At 65.7% G+C, this 14291-nt stretch carries 16 protein-coding genes and 1 tRNA gene; 2 read left to right on the top strand and 15 right to left on the bottom strand.

What is annotated here, in order from left to right; genetic code table 11:
• Nucleotide 1: 1 nt before the first annotated feature.
• From B5G12_RS04400 to B5G12_RS04360, 9 genes are all read right to left on the bottom strand, one after another.
• Nucleotides 2-523 carry a GNAT family N-acetyltransferase gene (locus B5G12_RS04400; RefSeq protein ID WP_087324033.1) on the bottom strand — a complete coding sequence of 174 codons (522 nt, stop codon included), beginning with the start codon at nucleotides 521-523 and terminating at the stop codon, nucleotides 2-4.
• The gene (ispG, locus tag B5G12_RS04395) at nucleotides 520-1566 is read right to left on the bottom strand and encodes a flavodoxin-dependent (E)-4-hydroxy-3-methylbut-2-enyl-diphosphate synthase (protein WP_087324032.1); all 1047 of its coding nucleotides are present in this window, start codon (nucleotides 1564-1566) and stop codon (nucleotides 520-522) included. Before ispG ends, B5G12_RS04400 begins: the two co-directional genes overlap by 4 nt.
• A gap of 17 nt (nucleotides 1567-1583) precedes the next feature.
• A complete protein-coding gene (locus tag B5G12_RS04390; protein ID WP_087324031.1) occupies nucleotides 1584-2714 on the bottom strand; it encodes a M50 family metallopeptidase in 1131 nt (376 codons plus the stop codon).
• 27 nt (nucleotides 2715-2741) lie between these two features.
• The gene (gene dxr / locus B5G12_RS04385) at nucleotides 2742-3893 is read right to left on the bottom strand and encodes a 1-deoxy-D-xylulose-5-phosphate reductoisomerase (protein WP_087324030.1); all 1152 of its coding nucleotides are present in this window, start codon (nucleotides 3891-3893) and stop codon (nucleotides 2742-2744) included.
• Between the two features lie 15 nt (nucleotides 3894-3908).
• A complete protein-coding gene (locus tag B5G12_RS04380) occupies nucleotides 3909-4769 on the bottom strand; it encodes a phosphatidate cytidylyltransferase (RefSeq protein WP_087229857.1) in 861 nt (286 codons plus the stop codon).
• A gap of 35 nt (nucleotides 4770-4804) precedes the next feature.
• Nucleotides 4805-5521, bottom strand: coding sequence for a polyprenyl diphosphate synthase (uppS, locus tag B5G12_RS04375; protein WP_087229860.1), 717 nt, complete (start codon nucleotides 5519-5521; stop codon nucleotides 4805-4807).
• 87 nt (nucleotides 5522-5608) lie between these two features.
• Nucleotides 5609-6163 carry a ribosome recycling factor gene (gene frr, locus B5G12_RS04370; RefSeq protein WP_087229863.1) on the bottom strand — a complete coding sequence of 185 codons (555 nt, stop codon included), beginning with the start codon at nucleotides 6161-6163 and terminating at the stop codon, nucleotides 5609-5611.
• 75 nt (nucleotides 6164-6238) lie between these two features.
• The gene (gene pyrH, locus B5G12_RS04365) at nucleotides 6239-6949 is read right to left on the bottom strand and encodes a UMP kinase (RefSeq protein ID WP_087229866.1); all 711 of its coding nucleotides are present in this window, start codon (nucleotides 6947-6949) and stop codon (nucleotides 6239-6241) included.
• Nucleotides 6950-7067: 118 nt separating this feature from the next.
• Nucleotides 7068-7763, bottom strand: coding sequence for a DNA alkylation repair protein (locus tag B5G12_RS04360; RefSeq protein ID WP_087324029.1), 696 nt, complete (start codon nucleotides 7761-7763; stop codon nucleotides 7068-7070).
• 119 nt (nucleotides 7764-7882) lie between these two features.
• Here B5G12_RS04360 and B5G12_RS04355 point away from each other — a divergent pair.
• Nucleotides 7883-7957: transfer RNA gene (locus B5G12_RS04355), tRNA-Gly, on the top strand.
• A gap of 120 nt (nucleotides 7958-8077) precedes the next feature.
• Nucleotides 8078-8722, top strand: coding sequence for a hypothetical protein (locus B5G12_RS04350; RefSeq protein ID WP_087229872.1), 645 nt, complete (start codon nucleotides 8078-8080; stop codon nucleotides 8720-8722).
• Between the two features lie 154 nt (nucleotides 8723-8876).
• Here B5G12_RS04350 and B5G12_RS04345 read toward each other — a convergent pair whose 3' ends face one another.
• The 6 genes from B5G12_RS04345 to B5G12_RS04320 form a co-directional block, all read right to left on the bottom strand.
• Nucleotides 8877-9551 (bottom strand): precorrin-8X methylmutase, encoded by a 675-nt coding sequence (locus B5G12_RS04345; RefSeq protein WP_087324028.1) that lies wholly within the window; start codon nucleotides 9549-9551, stop codon nucleotides 8877-8879.
• Entirely contained in the window at nucleotides 9548-10075 is a 528-nt protein-coding gene (locus B5G12_RS04340; RefSeq protein WP_242955927.1) for a cob(I)yrinic acid a,c-diamide adenosyltransferase, read from the bottom strand. Before B5G12_RS04340 ends, B5G12_RS04345 begins: the two co-directional genes overlap by 4 nt.
• 92 nt (nucleotides 10076-10167) lie before the next feature.
• Complete coding sequence (locus tag B5G12_RS04335) at nucleotides 10168-11649, bottom strand: cobyric acid synthase (RefSeq protein WP_087324027.1); 1482 nt, start codon at nucleotides 11647-11649, stop codon at nucleotides 10168-10170.
• Nucleotides 11646-12710 carry a pyridoxal phosphate-dependent aminotransferase gene (locus B5G12_RS04330; RefSeq protein ID WP_087324026.1) on the bottom strand — a complete coding sequence of 355 codons (1065 nt, stop codon included), beginning with the start codon at nucleotides 12708-12710 and terminating at the stop codon, nucleotides 11646-11648. The genes B5G12_RS04335 and B5G12_RS04330 overlap by 4 nt, the downstream gene beginning before the upstream one ends.
• Nucleotides 12707-13681, bottom strand: a complete 975-nt coding sequence (gene cbiB / locus B5G12_RS04325) for an adenosylcobinamide-phosphate synthase CbiB (RefSeq protein WP_164474863.1) — start codon at nucleotides 13679-13681, stop codon at nucleotides 12707-12709. Before cbiB ends, B5G12_RS04330 begins: the two co-directional genes overlap by 4 nt.
• On the bottom strand, nucleotides 13675-14289 hold the full coding sequence (locus B5G12_RS04320; RefSeq protein ID WP_087324025.1) for a histidine phosphatase family protein: 615 nt from the start codon (nucleotides 14287-14289) through the stop codon (nucleotides 13675-13677). Before B5G12_RS04320 ends, cbiB begins: the two co-directional genes overlap by 7 nt.
• Nucleotides 14290-14291 lie beyond the last annotated feature (2 nt).

Below are 14291 nucleotides of genomic sequence, written 5' to 3'. Positions count from 1 at the left end.
TTCAAATCGTTTCTCCTTCCAGCGGCTTTTCAAAGCAGGCAAAATCGGTGCCGTAGAGGCGGGCCAGCCCTACATAGACAAAGCCTTGCCCCTCATAGGCCCGCAGGGCCCGGCGGTTGTCCTTCGCCACCAGGATGCGGCAGCTGCGGCAGCCCATGCGGGCCAGCCACGCCACGGCGTCGGCCAGCAACCGCCCGCCCAGGCCCTGGTTTTCGTAGGGGGCCGCGGTCAGCAGGCGCACCACCTCGCCGGCGGGTTCCAGCCCCTTGGTCCAGAAGGTCTGGGCCTCGGTGTCCTCGTCCCCAAAGGTGAGGACGTAGGCCCCCATCACCTGGCCATCAGGGTCTTTGGCGCAGAACAGCCGCCCTTCGGCCTGGTCGGCCTCCAGGGTGGCCTGATCAGGGTAATCCTGGCTCCAGGGGCAGTCGGGCCGGGCTGCAGCCTGGCGGTAGTAGGGCAGCAGGGCCTCCAGGTCGGCCGGCGAAGCCGGGGCGAAGGTGCAGGGCGTTGCGTTCTCTCTCATAGCTTGTAGATCTCCTCCATGAACTGGTCCAGGATGTTGTCCCCCGTCAGCTTGCGCACCGGCTGGCCATGGACGAACAGCACCGCCTCGTTTTTGCCGCCGGCAATGCCGATGTCCGCCTCCCGGGCCTCGCCGGGACCGTTGACCACACATCCCATCACCGCCACCTTGATGGGCTTTTTGTAGCCCTGCAGCCGGCGCTCCACCTCGTTGGCGATCTCAATGCAGGGGTACTGGGTGCGGCCGCAGGTGGGGCAGGTGATCACCTCAGGCCCTGCCACCGCGTAGCCCACCGCCCGCAGGATGTTGAAGCCGGCCTCCACTTCCTTTTCGGGGTCGGCGGCCAGAGAGACCCGGATGGTGTCCCCGATCCCCTCCAGCAGCAGCCCACCGATGCCCATACCCGACTTGAGCAGGCCCATCTGGTAGGTGCCCGCCTCAGTGACTCCCACATGCAAAGGGTAATCCGTGACCGCCGACAACTGGCGGTAGGCCTCCATCATCCGGGGCACATTCGAGCTTTTGATCGAGATGACGATATCCTCAAAGTCGAATTTTTCCAGCAGCCGCACATGGTACAGGGCGCTCTCCACCATGGCCTCGGGCACCGGAGCGCCGTATTTGGCCAGGATGTGCTTTTCCAGGCTGCCCCCGTTGACCCCGATGCGGATGGGGATGTGCCCGGCCCGGCAGGCCGTCACCACTTCCTTGACCCGATCATCGCTGCCGATGTTGCCGGGGTTGATCCGGATCTTGTCCACGCCCACCGCCGCGCAGGCCAATGCTGCACGGTAATCAAAATGGATGTCCGCTACAATGGGTATATCCACTGCCTTTTTGACCGCCTCGATGCATTTGGCGTCGGCGGGGGTGGGGCAGGTCACCCGCAGGATCTGGCAGCCCACCGCCGCGCAGCGCCTGGCCTGGGCCACATTGCCCGGGATATCGTCGATGGGGACGTTGAGCATGGTCTGCACCGCAATGGGATTGGACCCGCCGATGGCCATGCCGCCGATCTTGACTTCACGCTTGCGCACACGCATGGGCGCACCTCCCTTGTTCAAAAGCCGCCCGTGAACAGGCGGATCACGTCGTTGTAAGTGGCAAAGATCATCAGCCCGAACAGCAGGATGAAGGTGGCCACCGTCAGCCCCTCCTGCAGCCGCTGGGATACAGGCCGCCGGATGACGGCCTCCGCCGCCAGGAACACCAGCCTGCCCCCGTCCAGCGCCGGGATGGGCAGCAGGTTGAACACGCCCACGTTGACAGTGATCAGGACCAGCATCTCCAGCAGGTCGGTCAGGCCGTAGCTGGCCGCCTGGCTGATGGCCGACACGATGCCCACCGGCCCCGAGAGGTTGTTGATGCTCTCCCGCCCCCGCAGCAGGTCCACCAGGGTGGTAAAGATGATCCGCCCATAGTACAGCTCGCTGTTCAGACTCTCTTTCAATACGTTTGCAGGCGTTTTCTCCAGAGCGTATACCACAAAACCGATGTCCATGTGGGTGCCGCCCGCCTCATCCTGGTAGGTATCGAACCGGACGCCGGGCAGCTCCACCCGCCGGCCGTCCCGCAGCACGGTGAAATCAGCCTGGGTGTTCCGGGTGCGCACCAGCTCATAGACGATGTCGTTGGCTATGAAGCAGCGCCGGCCGTTGACCGCCAGGATCTCGTCCCCGGGCTGCAGGCCGGTCTGGCCGCACAGGGCGCCCTCCTCGATGCGGTAGATGACCCGGCTGGCGATGGGGTCGGAGCGGAAGGCGATCAGCCCCAGCAGCACCGCAAACCCCAGCACAAAGTTCATCAGCGGGCCTGCCGCCATGACGATGGCCCGCTTCCAGACCGCCGCCTCAGGGAACGGGATGCCGGTGCGCTGCTCGGGCGGGATGGGATTCAGGCAGGCGTCCTCCTGGTCCCCGTCGTCCTCGCGGGCGTCCCGCTCCCGCTGGGCCTGCTCCGACTCGGGGCTGCCCTCCCCTTCCATGGCCACATAGCCCCCGATGGGCAGCAGCCGCAGGGTGTACTGGGTGCCCCCGGCGATCTTTTTCAGCAGGGCCGGACCCATCCCGATGGAAAACTCATTGACCTGGATCCCCGAAAGTTTCGCCGCCGCAAAATGCCCGAACTCATGGATGGCGATGACCGCGCCGAACACCAGCAGGGACGCCAGAAAGGTTATCAGTATCGTCATAATGCTCCTTTGATCACGCGTTGGCCCTCACAGGTGGCTGTGCACGAAAGCCCGGGCCATCCGGTCGCACTGGTACACGTCGGCCAGGTCGTAGCTGCCTCCAAAAGCATCGCTGTCCACCACGGCCTCCACCAGACGGCCAATGTCCAGAAAGCCGATCTTGTCCTCCAGGAACAGCTTGACGGCCTCCTCGTTGGCGCCGTTGGCGGCGCAGGGCCCAAGGCCCCCCTTGGCGATGGCCTTTTTGCAGGCGGCCAGGCAGCGGAACGTCTCCTCATCGGCCACGTCGAAGGTCAGCACCTTGAGGGCCGCAAAGTCCAGCTCGGGGGCCACAGGGCCTCCCCGCTCGGGCCAGGTGAGGGCATACTGGATGGGGATGCGCATATCCGGCACCCCCAGCTGGGCGATGACCGAGTTGTCGCTGAACTGCACCGCCGAGTGGATGATGCTCTGGCGCTGGACCACGATCTGGATCTTTTCGGGGGGCAGGCCAAACAGCCACACCGCCTCGATCAGCTCCAGGCCCTTGTTCATCAGAGTAGCGCTGTCAATGGTGATCTTGGCCCCCATGTTCCAGTTGGGGTGGCGCAGGGCATCCTCTTTTGTTTTGCCCCGCAGCTGGTCCGCTTTCATCCCAAAGAAGGGTCCGCCCGAGGCGGTGAGCAGGATCTTGGTCAGGGATCTGGCGCTGTGGGCGTCCTGCAAACACTGGAAGATGGCCGAGTGCTCGCTGTCCACCGGCAGCAGCTTGACCCCATGCCGGGCCACCGCCTGGGTGACCAGGTGCCCGCCGGTGACCAGGCTCTCCTTGTTGGCCAGGGCCAGGTCATGGCCGCTCTCGATGGCCGCCAGGGATGCGCCCAGCCCGGCGATGCCCACCACGCTGTTCAATACCACGTCGGGGCCGTCCATGGCGGCCAGCTGCCGCAGCCCTTCGGCCCCGTGCAGCAGCACCGGCGCGCCGGCACGGCCAGCCAGGGCGCCCTCCAGACGGCCGGCGGCGTCGAGGTCGGTGACGCACACCACCTTGGGGTGGAACGTCTCGATCTGCCGCAGCAGCAGATCGGTGCGGCTGTGGGCCGACAGGCCGAACACTTCATACCCCTGGGCCCGGATCACATCCAGGCTCTGGGTGCCGATGGAACCGGTGGAACCCAGCAGGGTGATCTTTTTTGGCATAGCTGTCCCCTCCTTTTACCGGTAGAATACCGCCGTGATCACCATCGAAACAAAGGGGGCGATGAACATCACGCTGTCAAACCGGTCCAGGATGCCGCCATGCCCCGGGAAGATGGTGCCGTAGTCCTTGATGCCGCACTGGCGTTTGACCACGCTGGCAAACAGGTCGCCGTAGATGCCCAGCACGGCGGCCACCACCCCCAGCAGGGCGATGATGGCATACATCGACACGCCGATGTTGCTCTGGGTGAAAGCTTCGGTGCGGTCGGCGATGACCGAATAGGCCACCGTGATGATGACCCCGAACAGCATAGTGCCCAGCACCCCGCCGATGGCGCCCTCCACCGTCTTTTTGGGGCTGACCTTGGGGCACAGCTTGTGCTTGCCGAAGGCCCGGCCTGCAAAGTAGGCGCAGGTATCCCCGCCCCAGGCGAAGCACAGCACCAGCAGGATAAAGAAAATGGCGTCGTAGCTGTACCGGTCCACCGGCAGCAGGATCTTCAGATGCACCAGCGAATAGAAGCAGAACAGGATGATCCCCGAAAAAAAGACCAGCCCGCTGACTTTTTGGAAGCTGACGCTGCCGTTGCGCACCACCAGGTAGATGCAGTAGAACATCAGCAGCACAAAAGACACCGCCAAAATCAGCCCGCGCACCATCTCATAACTGGACAGCATCACCAGCAGGGTGTAGGGCACCTGCACCGCATACAGCAGCCAGTCCTTTTTGTCAAAGCCCAGGGCGGCATACACCTCGTGCATCCCGATCAGGGCCACCGCCGCCACCACCAGGTTGAACACCAGGGTGTTGAAGGTGAGCATGACCAGCACCAGCACGGCGATGCCCACAACGGCTGTAATCACTCTTGTTTTCATCGTTTCTCCTTATCTGGGACGGGCCCGGCTGCCCGTCAGATGCCGCCAAAGCGGCGGCTGCGGCGGTTGAACTCCCGGATGGCTGCATCCAGGTCTGCGGGGGTAAAATCCGGCCACAAGACGTCCATCTCCACCAGCTCGGAATAGGCCGCCTGCCACAGCATGAAGTTGGACAGCCGCTTCTCCCCGCTGGGCCGCAGGATGAGGTCGGGGTCCTTCTGGCCCGCGGTGTACAGCCGGGACGCCAGCATCTCCTCGGTGATGGCGTCCGGGTCCAGTGTGCCCGCCGCGGCCTGGCGAGCCAGGTCCCGGGCGGCCCGCACGATCTCCTGGCGGCCGCCGTAGTTCACCGCCACATTCAGCACCATGCCGGTGCGGTCGGCGGTGCCCTGCTCGATCTCGTCCATCAGCTGCTGGTAGCGGGGTTCCAGGGCGGTGCGGTCCCCCAAAAAGACGATCTTGTTGTTGCGGCTCTTGTAATCAAAGGCCTTCAGCAGGTACTCCCCCAGCAGCTTCATGATCGCGCCCACCTCCTCGGCGGGGCGCTTCCAGTTTTCGGTGGAAAAAGCATAGAAATACACCGAGGCCAGGCCCAGCTGGTCGCAGTAATCGGCGATCTGCTGGAATACCTCCGCCCCCTTCTTGTGGCCGGCGGTGCGGGGCAGGCCCCGCTGTTTGGCCCAGCGGCCGTTGCCGTCCATGATGATGCCCACCGAAAGCCCTTTGGCAAATTCTTCCGGATGCTGCGGCATACCATCCCTCCTGTTCATCTCATCGCAAAAAGTGCCGCGCACCATTCCCAGCGCACGGCACCTCCCGTTCGTTTGCAGCAGGATCGGTCAGACCGACATGATCTCCTTCTGCTTTTCCTCCACGGCCTTATCCACAAGCTTGCTGTACTTGTCGGTGATCTTCTGGACATCCTCCTCCATGGTCTTCTGGCTGTCCTCGGTCAGCTCGCCGGCCTTCTTCATGGCCTTGGCCTTATCCATGGCCTCACGGCGGACATTGCGGATGGCCACCTTGGCGTCCTCGCCCATCTTGGCCACCTCTTTGGCCAGCTGGCGGCGGCGCTCCTCGTTGGGGGCGGGGAAGTTCAGCCGGATGGTCTGGCCGTCGTCGATGGGGTTGATGCCCACGTCGCTGGCCTGGATGGCCTTGCTGATGGGGCGCAGCAGCGAGCGGTCCCACGGGGTGATGGTCAGGGTGCGGGCCTCGCTGACTGCCACAGACGCCACCTGCTGGATGGGGGTGGGCGAGCCGTAGTAATCCACCGTCACCTTATCCAGCACGGCGGGGTTGGCCCGGCCTGCACGGACGGCGGCCAGTTCCCGCTCCAGATGCTCCACCGAGTTCTTCATCTTTTCCTCAAACACCTTGGTATTGCTGCTCATAGTCGTTCTCTCCTGTTCTTGTCTTATCCTGCCGGGCTGCGTGCCCAGACCCGATCCATATAGTATAGGGGCGGCTCAGCCTTCATAGACCAGTGTGCCCACCGTCTCGCCCTGGACGGCCCGGGCGATGTTGTCGGGGTCTGCCAGGTCGAACACCAGGATGGGCAGCTTGTTGTCCCGGCAGAGGGTGGCTGCCGTGCCGTCCATGACGGCCAGCTGGTCTTCCAGCACCTTGCTGAAGGTGAGGGTGTCGTATTTCTTTGCATCCGGGTATTTGTGCGGGTCCTTGTCGTAGACGCCGTCCACCATGGTGGCCTTGAACATCACGTCGGCGGACACTTCCACCGCCCGCAGGGCCGTGGCCGTATCGGTGGAGAAGAAGGGGTTGCCGGTGCCGCCCCCAAAGACGGCCACCTTGCCCTCCTCCATGGCGGCCAGGGCAGCCTTGCGGTCAAACACAGGTGCCACCTTGGGCATCTCAATGGAGGTGAACACCTCGCTGGGCACACCCAGCTGGGCCAGCTTGTCCGACACGGCCAGGGCATTCATGACGGTGGCCAGCATACCGATCTTGTCAGCCAGGGTGCGCTCCATCCTGCCGCTGGTACGGCCGCGCCAGAAGTTGCCGCCGCCCACCACGATGCCGATCTGGACGCCCAGGTCATAGGCTTTTTTGACGCCGCCGCAGATCGAGTCCATGGCGGCCTCGTCAAAGCCGGAGCCTTTTTCGCCGCCCAAAGCCTCGCCGCTGATCTTTAAAAGGATACGGTTGTATTTCAGTCCCATTGCAATTCACTCCGCGCAGTTTAGATTCTCATTGTGCCTATTTTACAATAAAATGCCCGCAAAGTAAACAGGAAAACCGCTTTCCGGGCCAGAAAGCTTTCACAGAGGGCCCACCGCCTCAAAAGGTCTTTCGCAGCGCCCGCAGGGCCTGTTTCTGCTCCGGGGTGATGCGGCGGCTCTCCAGGGCCTTCTGCACCGCCTTGGCCCGCACCCAGGGGTCCAGACGGGGCTGGGCCAGCCAGGGCCAGGCGGCCTGGGGCTGTTTGGCCAGGGCCGTAGCGAAAAACCAGGCCGCCATCATCCGCACATAGTATTCCTCCGACTGCACTTTTCCCGCCCAGTCCAGGTATTCGGGCCGGAACGCCTCGTCCAGATAGTAACGCATCAGCATCCCCATCCCATAGCGGACGGTGTAGGTCTGCTGCGAGCCGATCCACCGGCGCACCGGCTCCAGCAAAGCATCGGTGTGTTTTGCGAATACCTTGGGGCTGGTGGTGTCGCAGGTGGCCCAGTTGTCGATGTAGGGCAAAAAAGTTTCCACTCCCGCCAGGGCGGCGTCAAAATCCCGGATCCGCTCCAGCAAAAAGCCGTGCAGGTTGTTCTCCTCATAGTATGTGTGGGGCAGCGTCTCCAAAAAGACCGCCGCGTCCGCTGTGCCCGCCAGCTCCTTTGCGCAGCGGCGCAGATCGGGCAGCCGCACCCCGATCACCTTCCCGGGCGGAACGGTGGGGAGCAGCTTTGCCTGAAAAGCCTGATAATCCGTATCCTGCATGGCGAACAGCCGTTCCCGGATCCTCTCGATGGCATCGGTCATCCTGTGCCCTCCTCTCTTTTCTCTATCTTACCGAAAAGGCCGCCCGCTGTAAAGTCCATGTTTTTTGATTTTGGCTCTGGACTTTTGCTCCAAACCGTGGTATACTATCCTCCACAAGTGCGGGTATAGTACATCGGCTAGTATAACAGCCTTCCAAGCTGTGGAGGTCGGTTCGATTCCGATTACCCGCTCCAGAAAAGCGGCCCGGGGACTAACGTCTCCGGGCCGCTTTCGTTTGCCGTACCCCGCATCCCGCTTGCGCGGGGGCGGATTTCGTGCTATCATGGTCTGGAAATGGGAAGGGAGGTCCCGGCATGACATTTTCAGAGCTGATCCGGTCGGTGGCCGGATCGTTTGTTCCCCACAAGGCAGGGCAGCAGCCCCGGCAGGAGGCGCAGGCCCAGCAGCCTTCCCCCGCCCCCGAGGCGCTGGAGGCGGACGTCTACCGCCCCAATCCGGAGTGGACCCGGGTGAACGTCTCGGTGCAAAGCCGCCACAACGCATCCATCCTGGCGCCCAAATGTCTGGAGGAGGCCAAGCAAGCCGCCGACGTGCTGAACAAGACCACCGACCCCGACACCTTTTTCCGCAAATACGATTACCTTCTGGGCCGGTTCGTGATCCTGGCCGAGTGCACCAAATACACCCGCTTCGGGGGCGAACAGCCCACCGTCACCCTGGCCCGGCTCTACCGCCAGAGCTACCGCAACCACGTGGGCAAGGCCATGATCGACCGCTGCTTTGCCAGGGCCCAGGACAAGCTGGCCCTGCTGGCCAAGCCCAAGGACCGTCTGGCGGCGGCGGAAGCCTTCCAGAAAGCGTTCGAGCCCTGTCTCGGGTGCATGGGCGAGGAATTGTGCCGCTACCAGGCCGAAAAATACAGCCAGCTGACCCGGCTGGCCGCAGGAGAGGACCTTTCCGCCCCCGCAGCCTCCGATGACAGCCCCGCTTCCCTCTGAGAAAACACCCCCGGATCGTAGCCGGGGGTGTTTTTCTGTCTTGCCGGTTCACAGCAGGGCCACGCGCAGCAGCCCCAGCGCCAGCAGGTGGAGCGGATAGAACCAGTAGAAAAACCACTTGGCGAACCTGCGCCCATGGGCGGCCCGCCGGCCGTTACCAGCCCCGGGCGGCGGGGTCCAGCTGGCCGGCGGCTGTATACAGCAGGGCGTTGCAGATGGCGGCGGCCACGCTGCTGCCCCCCTTGCGGCCCATGGCGGCAATGGCAGGCACTCCCAGGCGCCCGCACACGTCCATCAACCGCTCCTTGCTCTCCACCACGTTCACAAAGCCCACCGGCACCCCGATGACGAGGGCCGGACGGAACTGCCCTGCCTCCATAGCGTCGCACAGGGCAAAGAGGGCGGTGGGAGCGTTGCCCACCGCAAATACCGCGCCGGGATGCAGGGCGGCCGCATGGCCCATGGCAGCCACCGCACGGGTGGTGCCGGCAGCCTTGGCCGCAGCGGCCACGGCGGGGTCCGCCATATAGCAGAAGGCCGCGCCTCCGAGCTTGGCCAGGGCGGGCTTGCTGACCCCCGCCAGGGCCATATTGGTATCGGTGACGATGACGCCCCCCGCCCGGAGGGCCTGCACGCCCCGCTCTGCCGCCCCCGGGGTGAAGCGCAGCTGTTCCGCATAGTCAAAGTCGGCGGTGGCATGGATCACCCGGCGCACCACCGCCTGATTTTCAGGGGGAATGGCGATGCCCCGTTCCTCCAGCTCGGCGGCGATGATGGCCAGGCTGGTGCGCTCGATGTCCCCGGGCAGGCTGTGTTTGGTTCCGCTCAATATTCCACCCCCCTGCGTGCGGCGATGCCCCGGGCATAAGGATGCCTGTGGCAGCGCATCTCGGTGGAATAGTCGGCCAGCTCCTCCATCCACGGGGCGGGATGGCGGCCGGTCAGCACCACCTCCAAGCTCTGCGGACGGCTGCGCACCGCCTGTTCCAGCAGAGCGCGGTCCACCATGTCCAGCTCCCAGGCGGCACAGGCTTCGTCCAGCACCAACAGGTCGGCCGGGCGGGCCAGGGCCGCCTGCAGGTTCCGGGTCTGCAAGGCCCGGGTGGCCGCCTTTTCTTCCTCGTCCATCTGAAAGACGAACTTCTGCCCCGCCTTGCCCCGGTAGACCTCGGCGCCCAGCCGGCGCAGCAGGGGCACTTCACCGGTGTCCGCCCCCTTCAAAAACTGTACGACGGTCACTTTGCAGCCGCTGCCCAGCGCCCGCAGGGCCAGGCCCATGGCGGCGGTGGTCTTGCCTTTGCCCTCGCCCCAGTACAGATGCACCAGGCCGAGGCCGTTTGTCTGTTCCATCATTGGTTCTGCCTTTCTGTCCGGCGCGCCGCTGCCGGCGGCCCGACGGTCCACAGCTTCTCATCGCAGTCCCTGCCTGCTGGAGGGGCTCCGGTTCAGTCCTCCATCATGCGGTAGACCGCATCCATATCCAGCGCACCGCGCACGGCGGCGGCCAGCTTGTCAAACTCCTGCTGCTGGAACGCCTCATGGCTGAGAGGGGCCGTCCCGGCAGGGTCCAGCCCCTTTTGGCGGCACAGTGCGTCCGCCAGACGGGCGGTGGCCTCCCCGGTGTCGAACAGGCCGTGCAGGTAGGTGCCAAAGACATTGCCCGCGGCACAGCCCTCGGCCCGTCCGTCCGACAGGCGGCAGAAGGCCGCGCCCTCCACCCGGGTGGCGCCCATATGGATCTCATAGCCGTCCAGCGCGGCCCCCGCAAAGGGTCCGGCCAGGGCCGTGCCCTGCACCCGGGTGCGGGTCTTTTGGGCGCAGAATACCGTCTCGGCGGGCAGAAGGCCCAGCCCCCGGCAGACTGCCCCCGGCTTTCCGCCCTCCACCCCGTCGGGGTCGGAGAGGGAACGCCCCAGCATCTGGTATCCCCCGCAGATGCCCAGCACCGGCACCCCGGCGGCGGCCAGCTTGAGGATAGCGGCTTCGAGGCCGCTCCCGCGCAGCCAGCGCAGGTCGTCCAGGGTGCTCTTGGTGCCGGGCAAAATCACCAGATCCGGCAGGCCCAAAGCCTCCGGCCGGTCCACATACCGCACCCCCACCAGCGGATGCTGCTCCAAAGGGGCAAAATCGGTGAAATTGGAGATGCGGGGCAGACGCACCACCGCCGCATCGATGGGGCGGCAAGCTTCGGTCTGGTCCAGCCGGGGCGCCAGGGAGTCCTCGTCGTCGATCTGTACCCGGACATAGGGCACCACCCCCAGCACCGGCACCCCGGTCTTTTCTTCCAGGGGGGCCAGGCCGGGACGCAGGATCGCAGGGTCGCCCCGGAATTTGTTGATCACCAGGCCTTTGATGCGGGCCCGCTCGTCGGGGTCCAGCAGGGCCACCGTGCCGTACAGCTGGGCAAACACCCCGCCCCGGTCGATATCTCCTGCCAGCAGCACCGGCGCATCCACCATCCGGGCCAGGCCCATGTTGACGATGTCATCTGCCTTGAGGTTGATCTCAGCCGGGCTGCCCGCCCCCTCGATGACGATGACGTCGTATTCCGCCGCCAGGCTGTCGTAGGCCGCCAGGATCTCGGGCACCAGCTGTTTTTTGTACCGGAAATACTGGACGGCAGGCATCTGCCCCCGCACCTCCCCATGGACGATCACCTGGCTGCCCACATCGCTGCACGGCTTGAGCAGGATGGGATTCATCCGCACATCCGGCTCAGCCCCGGCGGCCTGGGCCTGTACCACCTGGGCCCGGCCCATCTCCAGGCCCTGCCGGGTGACATAGCTGTTCAGGGCCATATTCTGGCTCTTGAACGGGGCGCAGCGCAGCCCGTCCTGCCTGAAAATGCGGCACAGGGCGGTGCACAGCAGGCTTTTGCCCGCCCCGGACATGGTGCCCTGCACCATGATGCAGCGCGCCCGCCTCATCCCAGCACCTCCTCCAGAGCCGCCAGCAGGCGGCTGTTTTCTTCTTCGGTGCGGACGGCGGTGCGGTACCAGCCATCGTCCAGCCCCGGGTAATTGCCGCAGCCGCGCAGCAGGATCCCCCGCTCCCGCAGAGGCCCGCAGAGTTCGGCCGGGCAGTGGAACAACAGGTAATTGGCCTCCCCCGGCACCACGCGGCACCCAAGCCGCCGCAGCCCCCGGGCCAGCCAAGGCCGCTGCCGCCCGATCAGCGCCCGGACGGCGGCCACATAGTCCCGTTCGCCCAGGGCGGCCAGGCCCGCCGCCTGGGCCGGCGTCGAGACCGGCCAGGGCTGACCCGCCTGCCGCAGACGATCCAGCAGCGCGCTGTCGGCGCACAGGGCATACCCCAGCCGCAGCCCCGCCATGCCGTACAGCTTGGTAAAAGCCTTGAGGATCAGCAGGCCGCCCGGGGCCAGAAGGCCCTTGAGGGTATGGGCCTCGGGCCGGTCCAGAAAGCCGCCGAAGCATTCATCCACCACCAGCAGGGCCCCTGCCGCCCGGCACCGGGCCAGGATCCGTTCCAGCAGAGGGCGGGGGGTGGTCAGGCCGGTGGGGTTATTGGGTTCGCAGAGGAACACCAGATCCACCCCGGGCCGGATGGCCTCCAGGAAACCTTCCCCCAGCCGGAAATCCTCCTCCTGCCGCAAAGAAAAGCGCTCGGTCCGGCAGCCCACGGCCGCCAGGGCGCACTCGTATTCCGCAAAGGTGGGGGCGGTCACCAAAGCCCGGGCGGGGCGCAGGGCCAGGGCCGCCCGCCAGATCAGGTCCGCCGCACCGTTGCCGCACAGCACCCACTCCGGGGGCGTGCCCTCGGCCCCGGCGATGGCAGCGGACAGCTGCCGGCACAGGGGGTCGGGGTAGCGGTCGCACAGCCCCGCGCATTCCGCCATCGCCCTCGCCGCAGCGGGAGCCAGGCCCAGCGGGCTGACGTTGGCCGAAAAATCCAGCAGCGGGGCCTCGGCCCCATACCGGGCGGCAAAGCCCGCCCAGTCCCCGCCGTGGGTCAATGTGTTCTCGCTCATAGCAGCTCCCATAAAAGCAAGCCCCCCATCCGGGCGGCCAGCCCCAGCCCCAGAGCCAGCAGGCCGGCCAGATACAGCATCCGGTCCGCCCGCAGGATGTCCCCGGGGGTCACCGGACGGTCCGGGTCCCCGATGGTAGGTTTGTCGTAATATTCTCCAAAATACCAGGCGGGCCCTGCCAGCTGCACCCCCAGCGCCCCGGCGCAGGCCGACTCGGTCTGGGCAGAGTTGGGGCTGGCATGGCAGCGGCGGTCCCGCCGCCAGATCCGCCAGGCGTTTTTCGCGTCAAAGCCCCCCAGAGCCGCCGCAGCGATCCACAGCAGGGCCGCCAGCCGGGCGGGGATGTAGTTGGCCGCATCGTCCAGCCGGGCGGCCGCCCGGCCAAAATGTAGATAGCGCTCGTTCTTGTAGCCCACCATGCTGTCCATGGTGTTGATCGCCTTATAAGCCAGGCCCAGAGGCGCGCCGCCGATCAGCAGATAGAACAAGGGGGCCGCCACCCCGTCCGAAAAGTTTTCGGCCACCGTCTCGACGGCAGCCTTGGCCACCCCTTCGGCCGAGAGCCGCTGGGTGTCCCGCCCCACGATCCGGCTGACCGCCCTGCGGGCGGCGGGCAGATCTTCCCTGGCCAGCTGGTCGTAGACCTTGCCGCTCTCGTCGGCCAGGCCCCGCAGGGCCAGCGCCTGCCAGCACCACACAAGCTGCACCCCAAACCCCAGGGCGGGATGCACCCGCCGGGCCACCGCGCACACCCCTGCCGCCAGCGCAAAGGTCCCCAGAGGCAGCACGGCCGCCAGGACCCGGCCTGCGGCCCGCTGCCCCGCGGGGCTGTCGGGAAAGAGGCGGCGCAGCACCTTTTCCAGCCAGGTGATGGCCCTGCCCATCCAGACCACCGGGTGCGGCATCCAGGCCGGGTCTGCCAGCAGCAGGTCCAGCCCGAAGCCCCCCAGCACCGCCAGGGCGGTCAGCATCCGGCCTCCCGGGCGGCCTTTGTGTACTGGACCGTCCGCAGATAGCGCAGGGTATGTTCTTCCGCCCAGACGCCGGCGTCCCCTTCCAGCACAAAGCCTCCGGCATTGGGGCCGCACCACTCGTGGTAGCTCTTGCGGGGCAGGGCGTACCGCTCCATCACCGCCATCTGGGTGCCCCCATGGGCCATGATCACCAGCATCTCGTCCCCCCGGGCAAAGGCCTGGTCGGCCAGCCGGGCAAACACCTGGCAGCTGCGGCGGGAAAAATCCGCCTTGCGCTCCCCGTCGGGGCAGGGGCTCTCGCAGTTGGAAGCCACCCATGCCAGGTAGTCGGGGTCGTTTTCCATCTCCACATAGTTGCGGCCCTCAAAGGTGCCGAAGTCCATCTCCCGCAAACCGGGCACGATGATCTGCTGCGCCTGAGGGAACAGCACCGCCGCCGTCTGGCGGGCCCGGGTCATGGGGCTGACATAGACCCGGGCGGGCCGGATGTCCGCCGGGCACAGAGCCGCCCGCCCTTTGGTGGAAAGCGGGATATCCCGCTGGCCCTGGTAGCGTTTCTCGGTATTATAGATCGTCTCTCCGTGGCGGAGAAGATAAATGGTCATCG

This window comes from Faecalibacterium sp. An58, assembly GCF_002161515.1.
Taxonomy (GTDB): Bacteria; Bacillota; Clostridia; order Oscillospirales; family Ruminococcaceae; genus Faecalibacterium; species Faecalibacterium avium.
The sequence above is the reverse complement of the archived record's forward strand: the minus strand, read 5'-3'. Positions and strand labels throughout refer to the sequence as shown.